The following is a 13039-nucleotide window of genomic DNA, read 5'->3' on the forward strand; positions in this document are numbered from 1 at the left end:
GTTTGTAATTTTGAGATAGTTAATCTCAAGGTATGAACTCACTTTTTTTATTGTGTAGTAGATCAAGGTATTTGGCACCAGCAGTGGTGTTTTCTACCATAAATATTTTGTTTGGTACCTGGGCCATATACATACCTACTATTAAAAATAAGTTGGACATTGACGAAGGAACTTTGGGGGTTGCCATTTTCTTTATGGCATTGGGTACAATAACGATGTTACTTAGTGCTCCAGGGATTATCAAAAAACTATATGTTGGAAAAGCGACGGCCTATGGTATTTTGGGATTGCTTTTGGTGTTCCCATTATTATTTGTTGCATCTTCATTTTATATGCTGTGCTTTGTGATGTTTTTTGTGGGGATTTTTTCGGGTTTTACAGACATAGCCATGAATACTTTGGTTACTGAGGTAGAAAAAGAGGATGGAGTATATATTATGTCTGCCAATCATGGCTTTTTTAGTCTGGGAGGAATGATTAGTGCAGGGATTGGGACCTTCTTTTTGACTTCGGTTACTTATCCGCTCTATCATGTTCTAGTTGTGGTAGGAATCATGATTATTGTCAATGCGCTGCTGGTTCGAAACTATATTCATATCGTCTCTAAAGAAGTTGAAGAGCTCTCTTTTAATATTCGTCATTTTATCCCTTTGTTTGGACTCATTTTAATAGGGTTTTGTATCATGGCTTCAGAAGGAGCAATTGTAGATTGGAGTGCTCTCTACCTTGAGAAGGTGTCAAAAGCCAAAATTTCCTGGACTGGGTTTGGGTACACCGCCTTTTCTGCAACCATGGCGTTAGGGAGGTTTTTAGGAGACGCGATTAGCACCAATCTTGGTGCAAAACGTACTATTACTCTTGGTACTTTTGTAGGAGGATTAGGTTTTGTTATGGTATTGCTAGTCGATCCAATAATTGCCATTACTGGCTTTGGATTTGTTGGACTTGGTTTTTCGGTGATTGTTCCCGAGTTATTCCGAATAGGAGGTCGAGCCGAAAATATCGAAGCTTCTCAAGGTGTTTCTGCTATCGCCGGATCAGGTTTTGTAGGTTTTCTGGTTGGTCCTGTTTTACTAGGTTTCTTGGCAGATATGTCTTCCCTACGACTTAGTTTTCTGGCATTACTGTTGTTTGCTGCAGTATCTTTTGCAACGTCTTTTTTGATAAAGAAATAAACAGCTCTTTGATAATTCTATTCGGTTAGCACTTCAATATTAGAGAAGGACAATGTCCAATTCCCTTCATTTCTTTTATGGGTTTTGGCTATTTTAATACCTTCAAAAGTTTCATAATCCTCCCAAGAGGTAATCAAAGAAGGTTCTTCGCTATTCTGTTGTCTAAACACCCATTCTTTGATCACAAAATCTCCTTCAAAATAAAAATCATAAGCATCTCCAGGCGTATATCCTCCTTGATTTCGATAAATAACGGTTAGTTTTTGCATTTCTTTTCCGCTAATAGGAGCAATCGAGGTCACATAGTGTTTGGTTGCAAAACTCTTTTTGTCCCAAACCAAATTGAAAGGAGCTAGTAACCAATATTTATCATTGATAAAACTTTGATCTGCTTTTTGATTTGTACTATCTATTTTGGTAGTGTTATAAGTGATAGTGTCTTTGGCAGTGGTCATGGTCACCAAATCTTCTTTTGGTTTCCAACTCCATGAGCGCTCGTAATGAACGGTGTCACGATCCACATTAAATGTAAATTTTATTTCCCTTACTTTATCCCATTGGTTTAAACCATTGGCTAATGCAATGGATTCTGTAGTCGAATATATTTTGGGCTTGCTAGTAGTCTGTGCAGGTTTTGGATCTCTTACTTCTACATCATCTTCATATACATCGGTTTTCTTGGTTTCATTTTTACAACCAGAAAGAAGAATAGTAAATAACAATAAAATTGATAAATATCTCATGTTTGTTCATTTTCTGGCAAAAATATAAAAAGAAAAACCTTGTTAATCTAGATTAACAAGGTTTTAGAATTTGATATATATGAAATCTACTCTACAGTCAATGTGTATTGTGGAGTTTTATTTAGCGGACAGAAGTAAGTATAAGTACCTTTCTTCAACGTAACGGTGTTTGAACTCTCTGTCTTTCCTTCACCAACTACTTTGGTTACATAAGCTTCTTTGATGTGATTTTTAGCATCTGCAGCGTCTTTTCCAGCAGGAACTAATACAAATCCAACATCAGTACCAGCATTGTTGTTTGAGATGTTAAATACATAACTACCTTCGGATAGTTTGATCTCTTTTTGGGTGAACTCTCCTTTGGTTTGCTCTAGAGCAACAGTTTTAACATCTTGTGCTTGCGCAGTAAAGGTAATTGCTAAAATGAATGTGAATAATGTGATTAAATTTTTCATAGTTTTAAAAATGATTAATATAAATGATTATTGATTTTTTTGTTTTATAGACCTGAAAAGGAGGGTTGGTTATTTGTATTCTCCTTTTCAGGTAGTTTTATGTTTGGGGTAACTCTAGTGGTTACTACTTATATTGTTGTAGTTTCTAGTGGTTGCGCAACTGGAAAGTCTACAGGAACTTGTGTAGTACTATGGATATAGTTTGATATGGTTTTATCTCCTACCAAAACAATAGTATCGATAAGGCTTCCTTTTGTGTATCCAGCTGCCAAGAAGTTTTCTACTACTTGTTGATCTGCTCTACCTCTGTTTTCTGTAACGTTCTTAGCTAACTTTGCTAACGCATCTAATTTTGCGTCAAAAGAGGCACTACCAGCTCTTAGCTCAAGGATTTGCTCGTCTGTAAAACCGTTCATTTTTCCTATCGCTGTATGTGCAGATAAACAGTAAATACACTCGTTTACTTGACTTACGGCTAAGTTTACTACTTCTTTCTCTTTGGCAGAAAGTGAAGTCTTTGCATTAGAAAAGTTTAAGTAGTTTTCTAGTGCAGTATCACTATGTGCGTAAGTTGCATATAGATTAGGTACAAAACCTAGTGCTTTATTTAAATTGTCGAATATCGCTTGGTTGTTAGCGCTTACTTCTTCTCTGGTTGGTACATTAAATGTGCTCATAATTTTTGAATTTTTTTGATAATCTAATATTTAGATCAGTGTGTGTTGATAATATATTTTATTGTCGTTTGTAATATGAAACAAAGGTCATTCAATATGCGTAGCAAAAAAATGTTCGTTTTTCCCGACTACTTGTCAAAATTTCCCTTGTTGTTTTTTAAGAATTAATTTTTGACAAAAGGCTTTTCGGCATCACAATAAAAATCATGAATCCCTTTTTGTTCACAATGTGTTTTAGGGCTTATCGAATTAATAATTTGCTTTCTTCCTTGTCTGAAAATCTCTATAAGATTAAAGATTGATTTATTTTGAATTCTCATTTGATTATTGATTTAAATTAACAGTACAAAGATGAGGTATACAAGGAGGTAATAAAATGTTGGTTCTTCCCTAAGACTTGTCAATATTTCCCGAACATAAAAAAACCTCTGCTTTGCAGAGGTTTGTAATAAAATCGTTTTAATGGTGATTCTTTAAAAGAATTTCACATCTTTTCTGTTGATCCAAAGTATGACACCGCTTAGCACGAACGTAATTACTGCGGTAATAAAAAGAACACCGCCATCATTATTAATTTCAATGCCTAATTTGGTCAAATGCATCATTATCGCACCACCAATTATTCCCAGCGTTAACATCGCGCCGATCCATGTGGTTTTTGGAATAAGCAACAAAATACCAGCAATAAGTTCTGTAATTCCGGTGCCAATTCTTCCATAAGGTTCTAAGCCAACCTTGGTAAAAATATAGACACTGTCGGGGTGTGCGGTAAATTTAAACCTGAGGGTTTGAATCAAAATTATTGCCACGATAATTCGCAGCAATAGGGGTAACATTTTTTTCATTTGTAGAGTTTGTGTTTACTTTTTTTGCTTCCCTGTGTTTATAAAACACTAGGTAATGCATCTATTTTCCCATTAAAAGTATTCTTTCTAGAGATAATATACAATTGTTCAAGATTTTTATCTTTTTGAAATTGTTGGATTAACTCAGGAAGGCGATCTCTTAGGAAATCTGCAAAAGCCTCAACGTCAACACTTCTGTTTGCTCCTTTACGTAATGTTTTTAAATAAGCAATATTTAAAATTTCTAGGTTACTTCTTTCAGAAAGGAACAATAAATAGTCGTTATTTTGCTTGGCGTCTCTAATTGCGGACACAAAATGAATTTCATTCTTTGCAATGATCTCTTTGTTATAGTTACTGAAGTCGTTGGTGTATACTACTTCCTCTTTTTGGTCATTTAAGTATACCGTTTCCAATTCATCTTCGTAAGTTACTTGAGCACTGCTAATAGTTATGGTCATTACAAGAAGAGTAGTAATGACAAATCTGATATGTTGTATTGAATTCTTCATGACTTTTATTTTTTACCCGAACTATTTCGGTGGTTGTTTTTGATTGTGATACAAAATTGGGGCAAAAACTAAAATAATGACATAGCTCTAATTCCTTAAAGCTTGTCAATTTTTCCCTACGCTGGTTCAGGTTTTAATTGTTTTTTGAACTCAGATGGAGAAAAAGAGGTGTGTTTTTTAAACATTCTGCTCAAATGAGATGCATCATCAAAACCAAGTTCGTAGGCAATCTCTTTAGCAGTTTTATCCGTATAAATTAACAAACGCTTAGCTTCTAAAACGATGCGATCATGAATAATCTGTAATGGACTTTTTTCAAACTTTGCAAAATTGTTGGATAAGGTCTTTGGAGACTTAAACAGCTTATCGGCATAAAAACCTACCGAATGTTCTTCTCTAAAGTGAAATTCAACCAATGCATTAAATTGTCTGATTAGATCTATTTGATCATCAACCGCGCTAAAATCGTTTTGTTGTTTGATTAGACGCGTGGTGGTGATGATAAACCTAGCCATCAACATACGAAGCATTTCAGCTTGTATGGTATCTACTGTATCCAGCTCTTCTAGGAAGATGTTATGAAATAATTCTAGTTTGTCCTGTTCCTTTTGGTCCAGATGTATAGTAGGGATTATACTGTTACCATAGAACAAAACTCCCATGCAACTTACTTCTTTATCGTGATCTTTGATACAATAGAATTCCCGATTAAATTGATATATAATGAGATCGGAACCACTGATATATTTAAAAAACTGATTAGGAGTTAAGACAACAATATTGTTTTCATCCACGGTAACATCGATACCATCAATCTCAAATACAGCCTTGGAATTCTTCACCCATATAAAAGTATACAACCCAATAACTTTAGATTGCTTAAAGGGTTGAAGGATTTCTTCGTTGGCTACATTGAGTAAGGCTGTGGTTGAAAATTCTCTAAACTCTTTGATCATACTATAAAGGTCGGATTTTTACCCTTCTCATTACAGTATGGATGTAATAATTTATTGTTAATCTTTATAAAGAATTCTAAATCTATAGAGATTGACTGTTTAAAAAATAGATGTTTAGTTTAATCCTACCATTCCTTGAACGGATTCAAACATTTTTTTTGAATCATAACCGAATCCGTCTTTAAAAACAATTTCCATTTCTCGGATATTCTTAGGGTTTTGTTTCAGGCTGCCATTTATAAGAACCAGATCTGCTTTTTTTCCTTTTTCGACAGTGCCAATATCTTTTTGTCTTTCTAGATAAATAGCACCATTTAAAGAACATATTTTGATAGCCTCTTCGATACTAAAACCTGATTCTACCAGTATTTCTACAGTACGCTGATTCGCGTATCCAGCTACTGTTCTTCCAGCACCTGTAGGGTCGGTTCCAGCAACCAAAAGACCTCCTTTGTCATTGAATTGTTTGAGCCATTTTAGGTTTTTTTCAAATCGCTTAATCGCCGAAGAATCTTTGTTTACAACTCGATCATAGCGTTCCTGTATTTTTTCCTGAAATTGAGGTGCCAAAGCTTTTAGACCTCCTCCTGGTACTACTTCATGACCAGTAAATGGTTCGAAAACCACAGGAGTGGTGGTTATTGCTGTTTTATTTTTGATTAAGAGGTCGATAAGTGAGTGTATTCTTGGGTCGTCTAGAGGAGCCTGATCCAAAGCTTTGCGAGCTACAAAAGGATCGCAGTGATTTTCTTCTTTATCCTTTACAAAATCGCTGGACACCATAAATCCGTGTTCCAAATTATCTATACCAATATTTGAAGCTTCGCGATGCGTCAAAGAACACAAATGCCCAGTTACTTTTAATCCTCTTTTATGGGCTTCAGTAACACAAGTTTTTAAATCTTCTTCGGTGATATGATTGTAAACCTTAAAAGAAGTAACGCCTCTATCTGCCCAATAATTAACCAATTTGGCGACATCACTTGTCCCATTGATAAAACCAAGTTCAGGTATTTGATATCCTTCACGTTCTATAAAAGGACCGGTAACGTCCATTTTTGGCCCAGTCATTTTACCTTCATTGATCCATTTTTTTACGTTAAGATCGGTTTCCGGTTGGATACTTCCAGCTGTTCTCATGGTGGTAACTCCGCCCGCAAGGTATAACCTGGGAAAGGTGAAGGTCATTTGTCCAACACTAAACCAATTTTCAAAAGGTTTAGGATAAAACATGTGCTCATGGAGCATTACTAAACCTGGAATGACTGTTTTATTAGTCCCGTCAATTGCCAGAGCGTTTTCTGGGATTTTTATGGAGTCACTATCTCCTACGGCATCAATAATTCCATTTTTAATGATGATCGTTTGGTTTGATTTTTCGGGAGCACCTGTGCCATCTATAATCGAAACATTAGTGATTGCTACTAATGAAGAGTCGACCGTGATGAATTTTTTTACTTGTTGCGTAAAATCTTGTGCACTAATATGTAGCGAACTAAGTATTAGAGTGAGAAGTACAAATAGTTTAGCTTTCATGATTGACTTAATAAAGTTTAGCGAAGTACTAAGATGCGAAATTCTTTTGAACTACCGTTTTTGGTCCATCCAGACTTGTTTGGTAATACTGAAAACGTTGAAAACTTCGTCTGTTATTTTTTCGAAAGTCATTCCGTTTTTGAGAGCTACTTTTTCAGAACCAATGTTGTCGAAATGTATTACAGAAACCAGCGAATCCGCAAAGTTGTTTTCAAAAGCATAATTCTTACATTTCAAAGCAGCTTCGTAGGCGTATCCTTGTTTCCAAAACTCTGGTAGTATAGAATATCCAACCTCGAGCCTTTCTTCGTTATCTATGGTTTGTACTAATAACCCACTTTGTCCAACAAATCGATCAGTTTTTTTATCAATCAGTACATTCATTCCTCCTAATTGTTTGTCATATCTATTATTGGTTTTGTCATACCATGCTTGACAAAGCTGAGAAGGAGATAATTTGGGATCCAAGCCTAAGAACTCTGCTACGTGATCCTCTTTGAATAAGTTGGTCCACTCATCAAAATCATTGTCTTGTAATAACCGAAATCGTAATCTTTCGGTTTCTTGGTCTGTGAGCAAGTATTTCATTTGAAATAGAATTGTAAATTTTAGTAAAGAAAGATACTTATTGCTCTTTTAAAAGAGATCGTGTTTCTTCGTTAGGTTTTGCATATTGAAATCTATCCAATACCTGTGGTAATGCATAACCATCCAAGCCGATACATGATACTGTTTCAGCTTTGTCCAGTTGCACCCAACCATCAGGATGAATGATTTTTTCGTCCATGTATATGTGTTCAATCCCCCCAATTATTAATAAAGTATCATTTTCTTTGATATGGTATTCATTAATGTATTTACATCCTAGCTGTATAGGACTGTTTTGTACATAAGGAGCAAAAAAATCGTCAATATAGGCTTCATTAAGGCCGGTTTTGTCAAACTCAGAAACGTCTGCTTCGTATTTTGCTGCAGTATGATGAGCATCTTTAATGAAATCTTTATGGACCTGATTTACGGTAAAGAACCCGGTTTCTTTAATGTTTTTATAGGTGTTCCTGGGAACCGTAGTAGGTCGTAGTACAAAACCCAACATTGGAGGATTACTACCAATATGAATGATAGAATTAAAGATGGCTACATTAGTGTTGTTGTCTTTTCCTTTGGTACCTAGTAGATTACAAGATTTATAACCAGTACAACTATTGATTAGATTTGCTCTAAATCTGGATGGCATAGTGGTAAGGTCTTGTAAGGTATAGTGATTCATGGTATATTGCAATGTGAGTTGATACTAAAAACTCAAAACTACTGAAAAAGTAAGTACAATCACAAGTTTGCCCGTATCGCTTTTGGGAGACAACAACCAATAAAATATAAAATTCAAGCAATCATGTCGGATACATTTGACAAGTATTTTGAAACCAATAGACAAACCTGGAATGAAAAAGTAAATATTCATGCGGGTAGTGCATTTTATGATATGGAGGGGTTCAAAAAAGGAGCAACTTCGTTAAACCAATTTGAAATCGATGCATTAGGAGATGTTTCTGGAAAATCGCTATTACATCTTCAATGTCATTTTGGGCAAGATACGTTGAGCTGGAGTAGGATGGGAGCTAGGTGTACGGGGGTAGATATTTCTGAAAATGCCATCGAATTGGCCAGAAAATTAACTTCAGAACTAGAACTAGATGCTTCATTTGTATGTTGTAATGTATTAGATACTTCATCGCATGTCAAAGAAGTGTTTGATATTGTATTTACAAGTTATGGAGTGATTGGTTGGCTTCCCGATTTACAACCTTGGGCAAGCATGATTGCAGAACGTTTACGGCCTGGAGGAACCTTTTATTTGGTAGAATTTCATCCTATTGTATGGATGTTTGATTATCTCGAAAAAGAACCTGTGATACGATATGGATACCATCAAAAGGAAGCGATTTATGAGGAGTATCAAGGAACGTATGCCGATACTGATTCTAGTATGATCAGTAAAGAGTACGGGTGGAATCATGGATTAGGCGAAGTCATTTCATCTTTAATCAAAGCTGGTTTAAAGATTGAGTATCTGCAAGAGCACGATGTATCTCCTTATGAAATTTTTCCAAATCTTATAAAGAATAAAGAGGGGATGTTTGAAATGAGTGAGAAACTCTATCCGCTTTTATTTTCGGTAAAGGCAACCCGCTAACCCACAAGACGCTTTAGCCACTTTAATTTCTTGCTGCTATACGGAGCATATTTTAGGTCTAGTTCTACCCAAAATGGCTTTTGAAGCACACTTTTGTAATGAGAAAAAGCTTCAAAACCGTATTTGCCATGATAGGTCCCGATACCGCTTTCTCCAACACCTCCAAAAGGAAGTGTCTGTTCGGTAAAATGCATCACAGCATCATTTACGGCGCCACCACCAAAAGAAATTTCATTTAAGATTCTTTTTCTGGTTGTGCTATTTTTGGTGAATACATAAAAAGATAACGGTTTCTCAAATGTCTTGACACGCTCTATAGCTTCATCGATAGTATCAAAAGTGAGTATGGGCATAATAGGGCCAAAGATTTCTTCTTGCATTACCTTGTCTGTATATACGACATCAGTTAAAACAGTAGGAGGAATTACTCTTTCTTCTTTGTTTCCTTTACCTCCTATAAAGATTTTGTCTTCGTTGATGAGGTCATTAAGACGATCCAGATTTTTTTCGTTAATGATTTGAGTATAGTTATCGTTATCGACGTGATAATCTGATTTTTCGATATACTTTTTGATTGCTGCTAAGAATTTGTCTTTTATAGTGGCATCGACCAAAACGTAATCTGGAGCAATACAGGTTTGCCCGGCATTAAGATATTTTGCCCAAACTAATCGCTTAGCCGTCATATCGATATTTACATCCTTTGTGATTATAGCAGGACTTTTTCCTCCTAACTCCAAAGTGACCGGTGTTAGGTGTTTTGCGGCAGCTTGATATACAATCTTTCCCACAGGAACACTGCCGGTAAAAAATATTTTATCAAAACGAATCTCTAGTAATGCTGTGGTTTCTTTTACGCTACCTTCTACAACTTTAAACAGTTTTGGATCAAAATTTTGATTGATTAACTGCGCCATTACTTCAGAAGTTCGGGAAGGCACTTCACTTGGTTTTAAAACTACAGTACATCCCGCAGCAATCGCTGCTATTGCTGGGCAAAGAGATAATTGGTACGGGTAATTCCAGGCACCGATGACCAGAACAGTACCATAAGGTTCGGGAATAATATAGCTCTTACCCGGAAGGTTAGCCAAACCGGTAGAGGCTCTTTTCTTTTTTGCCCATTTTTTAATCTTTACCAGTGCGAGATCAATTTCATGATAAATAATTGATAGCTCTGTAAGGTAGGTTTCAAATTCGGATTTTTTGAAATCCTGATATATAGCTTGATAAAGTAGCGTTTCGTTTTGTTTTAAAACGTTTTTTAATCTTTTTAACTCTTGAATTCTGAAAGAAATATTTTTGGTTGCATTCGTATTAAAAAAATTACGTTGCTGATCTACTATTTCTTGATAATTCATATTTCTACTTTTTCAAGGTTTTTATGACTCGCTTTTTCTCGAATTACTTCCTTTTTTGGTGAAGCTTGTTTCTTTTGAAGTTCAAGTTCTCGTTGCATTTCTTTTACAGTAAGCGTACTTCCGTCGTGACTCCATCCCGGAGGACCAAAAATATACATGAATTTATGATACCAGTTTTTGGATTTTTTGGTGTCGTTCCAGATGTCTCTATATTCATGAGTAAGTATCACCCATGGGTTGTAGGAGTTAGGCGCATGTGTTACTCCATATTGTACGTCGATATTTTCGTCTAATTCTTTCCAGGTATTAAACATTTTGTCAAAAATATTGAGAAACCCTCCGTGGTTCTTATCCATGTATTCCACATTTTTGGCATGGTGTACTTGATGCATCGTATGCGTGTTGAATATCTTTTCCAAAAAACCAAGCTTAGGGATGTATACTGAATGCAGTTGGAATTGCCATAAAGCTTCAATTCCTAAACACACCACTACCATTTCTGGAGGAAAACCTATTGCCGGCAGCCACATATAGAATAAGGGTTTGTACAAAATAGTAAACCACCCATTGCGCACAGCGGTACCCAAATTAAAATTATCGGACGAATGATGGACAATATGTGCGGCCCAAAGTGCTCTAACCATATGATTTTGTCTATGAAACCAGTAGTAGGTAAAATCATCGAGTAATTGACAGACTAACCAAACATACCAGGCATATCCAAAGGACTCCCATCCCATAATATTAGTTCGTACACCATCAACCAGTGGATTAAAAAAGTCATACACATAGTTGAAAATAACAATAGCCGAAATAGTTTTGATCAGTGGAGCAAGTAATGCAGATCCTACACCCATAAACAAACTGGCTCCTAGATCTTTCCATTCATACAGATCTTTTTTACTGTGATCATGCGTTTTGCTGTAGGTTAGCTCTAATAAAATCAATCCTAAGAAGCAGGGTACTCCATAGACTAAGGGGTTGGTAAAATCCATTCTTTTTTTGTTCTTGTTGAATAAGGGCAGAATATAGTGAGATTTTTTAGCAATTCTTTAACATTTTTGAATGAATTGCTAAAAAGTTGTAGTTTTTTATCATTTTTAACCTGCTTTTTTGTTTTGTTTACCTTTATTTGGCAAAAATTTGCTCTTTATGTTTAAAGGCTTTGAACTCTAAAGCATTTCCACAAGGATCATACAAGAACATGGTAGCTTGTTCTCCTACTTCTCCTTCAAAACGAATGTAGGGTTCGATAACAAAAGTGATATTCTTGGAAGCTAACATTTTGGCTAGGTTTTCCCAAACATCCCACTCTAGAATGATTCCAAAATGAGGTACAGGAACGTCTTTACCATCAACCCGATTGCTATGCGCTTTTTCTTCCTCAGATTTTGGCTTATAGTGTATCACTAACTGATGTCCAAAAAAATTGAAGTCCACCCAATGATCGCTACTACGGCCTTCTTCTAATTCAAAAATATCATTATAAAATTTTCTGGCTTTCTGTAAATCGTCTACAGGGATGGCTAGATGAAAAGGAGATAAAGTATGATTCATAGTAAAAATTGAAGTATTTGTGTTAATCTTTGATAGTATTCCAGATATCAAGGTACATTTTCCACTGGTTGTTTTCTTTTTTCCATACCACCACGTATTTGCCTTGATAACTAATTTCGGTACCATCCGCTCTTTTGTTTTTCCCTTTGTAAATCCCATAATCATGGGCTGTATTATTCAAAATCACGATTTCTTCGGGAATGATTTCGTGTGCAATAGGAGTGTAACTGTCGGCACCCCCAGACCATCGCTTTTTGATGGCTTCATATCCTTTGATAATAGGCGTGTTATTGGGAAATATTTTGGCATCTTTGGTATACGCATTCGCAATAGCTTCAAAATCTTTTTTTAAATACGCAGCGGAAAAAGATTTTGCAGCATTGCGGATTTGGTCTTCATCAGATACCTTCTCAGTATCCTTTCTCTTTATACAATCAATTTTCCAGGTGGGATAAGAAAAGGACTCATTGGTATTTACCCATTCTCCTAACCATTTAAATCCCTCTTCGGTAATATCATAAAAATTGATCTTGTAATATCCCTCCATTCCATTAGGAGCTTTTTGTTCTTTGTACAAAATGATTCTATCATCTTTTTTGTTTCCTTCCCAGGCAGAGAGCACCGGAGTAGGACCACTAGAAGAATAATAATGCACGTACCATTTGCTACTATCCTGGATAAATTGACGAATACTACCAGAATGTTTCCCATCTTCTTTTAGTGTTTCATCCTGAACAGCCATTCCGTTCATTATATATTTAAATTCCCAAGTCATTGTATTGGGAGCTGCCCAGGATTGATCTTTGTTTCGGGTTATCGAGGTACAATCACAAATCCCGATCATCGGTTGGAAATCCATAATTTCTTTAGGTGCATTGGGATGAGGTTTTCCAAATGGATAGGCTTCAGAGGGTTCATTTTCATATTGCCCCCAGCAAACAATAGAAATCAAACCAATAAATAGTAGTGTGATTAGATGTTTCATCAGTTAGCATTTTAAGTGCACAGATGAGTAATTTACTTAATTT

16 protein-coding genes are annotated in these 13039 nt (G+C 35.7%); 2 read left to right on the forward strand and 14 right to left on the reverse strand.

The genetic code is table 11. The annotated features are described in order from the left end of the window. The first annotated feature begins 32 nt into the window (after positions 1-32). The gene (locus AC0L3Q_RS06060) at positions 33-1175 is read left to right on the forward strand and encodes an MFS transporter (RefSeq protein WP_473285759.1); all 1143 of its coding nucleotides are present in this window, start codon (positions 33-35) and stop codon (positions 1173-1175) included. Between the two features lie 17 nt (positions 1176-1192). On the opposite strand, the gene AC0L3Q_RS06065 is transcribed toward AC0L3Q_RS06060, so the two are convergent. From AC0L3Q_RS06065 to AC0L3Q_RS06110, 10 genes are all read right to left on the reverse strand, one after another. Continuing rightward, positions 1193-1918 carry a hypothetical protein gene (locus AC0L3Q_RS06065; protein WP_473285760.1) on the reverse strand — a complete coding sequence of 242 codons (726 nt, stop codon included), beginning with the start codon at positions 1916-1918 and terminating at the stop codon, positions 1193-1195. Between the two features lie 86 nt (positions 1919-2004). Then, on the reverse strand, positions 2005-2373 hold the full coding sequence (locus AC0L3Q_RS06070; RefSeq protein ID WP_473285761.1) for a cupredoxin domain-containing protein: 369 nt from the start codon (positions 2371-2373) through the stop codon (positions 2005-2007). 128 nt (positions 2374-2501) lie between these two features. After that, positions 2502-3050, reverse strand: coding sequence for a carboxymuconolactone decarboxylase family protein (locus AC0L3Q_RS06075; RefSeq protein WP_073320956.1), 549 nt, complete (start codon positions 3048-3050; stop codon positions 2502-2504). A 164-nt stretch (positions 3051-3214) separates the two neighbouring features. Then, positions 3215-3370, reverse strand: a complete 156-nt coding sequence (locus AC0L3Q_RS06080; RefSeq protein WP_170864653.1) for a hypothetical protein — start codon at positions 3368-3370, stop codon at positions 3215-3217. Between the two features lie 153 nt (positions 3371-3523). Further along, the gene (locus AC0L3Q_RS06085) at positions 3524-3895 is read right to left on the reverse strand and encodes a DoxX family membrane protein (protein WP_073320959.1); all 372 of its coding nucleotides are present in this window, start codon (positions 3893-3895) and stop codon (positions 3524-3526) included. A 38-nt stretch (positions 3896-3933) separates the two neighbouring features. Further along, positions 3934-4407 (reverse strand): hypothetical protein, encoded by a 474-nt coding sequence (locus AC0L3Q_RS06090; protein WP_473285762.1) that lies wholly within the window; start codon positions 4405-4407, stop codon positions 3934-3936. Positions 4408-4523: 116 nt separating this feature from the next. Further along, the gene (locus AC0L3Q_RS06095) at positions 4524-5363 is read right to left on the reverse strand and encodes a helix-turn-helix domain-containing protein (protein WP_473285763.1); all 840 of its coding nucleotides are present in this window, start codon (positions 5361-5363) and stop codon (positions 4524-4526) included. Between the two features lie 114 nt (positions 5364-5477). Next, a complete protein-coding gene (locus AC0L3Q_RS06100) occupies positions 5478-6899 on the reverse strand; it encodes an amidohydrolase family protein (RefSeq protein ID WP_473285764.1) in 1422 nt (473 codons plus the stop codon). 51 nt (positions 6900-6950) lie between these two features. After that, entirely contained in the window at positions 6951-7487 is a 537-nt protein-coding gene (locus AC0L3Q_RS06105; protein ID WP_473285765.1) for a GNAT family N-acetyltransferase, read from the reverse strand. 37 nt (positions 7488-7524) lie between these two features. Then, a complete protein-coding gene (locus AC0L3Q_RS06110; RefSeq protein ID WP_473285766.1) occupies positions 7525-8169 on the reverse strand; it encodes a flavin reductase family protein in 645 nt (214 codons plus the stop codon). Between the two features lie 123 nt (positions 8170-8292). Between AC0L3Q_RS06110 and AC0L3Q_RS06115 the strand changes: the two genes are divergently transcribed. After that, a complete protein-coding gene (locus tag AC0L3Q_RS06115) occupies positions 8293-9093 on the forward strand; it encodes a class I SAM-dependent methyltransferase (protein ID WP_473285767.1) in 801 nt (266 codons plus the stop codon). Here the strand turns inward: AC0L3Q_RS06115 and AC0L3Q_RS06120 are convergent. The 4 genes from AC0L3Q_RS06120 to AC0L3Q_RS06135 form a co-directional block, all read right to left on the reverse strand. After that, positions 9090-10454 carry an aldehyde dehydrogenase gene (locus AC0L3Q_RS06120; protein WP_473285768.1) on the reverse strand — a complete coding sequence of 455 codons (1365 nt, stop codon included), beginning with the start codon at positions 10452-10454 and terminating at the stop codon, positions 9090-9092. The two genes, AC0L3Q_RS06115 and AC0L3Q_RS06120, sit on opposite strands and share 4 nt — an antisense overlap. Further along, positions 10451-11449, reverse strand: a complete 999-nt coding sequence (locus AC0L3Q_RS06125) for a sterol desaturase family protein (protein ID WP_073320985.1) — start codon at positions 11447-11449, stop codon at positions 10451-10453. The genes AC0L3Q_RS06120 and AC0L3Q_RS06125 overlap by 4 nt, the downstream gene beginning before the upstream one ends. Positions 11450-11582: 133 nt before the next feature. Further along, a complete protein-coding gene (locus tag AC0L3Q_RS06130; protein WP_473285769.1) occupies positions 11583-12011 on the reverse strand; it encodes a VOC family protein in 429 nt (142 codons plus the stop codon). Between the two features lie 22 nt (positions 12012-12033). Further along, positions 12034-12996 carry a YybH family protein gene (locus AC0L3Q_RS06135; protein ID WP_473285770.1) on the reverse strand — a complete coding sequence of 321 codons (963 nt, stop codon included), beginning with the start codon at positions 12994-12996 and terminating at the stop codon, positions 12034-12036. Positions 12997-13039 lie beyond the last annotated feature (43 nt).

It is taken from the genome of Aquimarina sp. KJ22-3 (assembly GCF_055808215.1).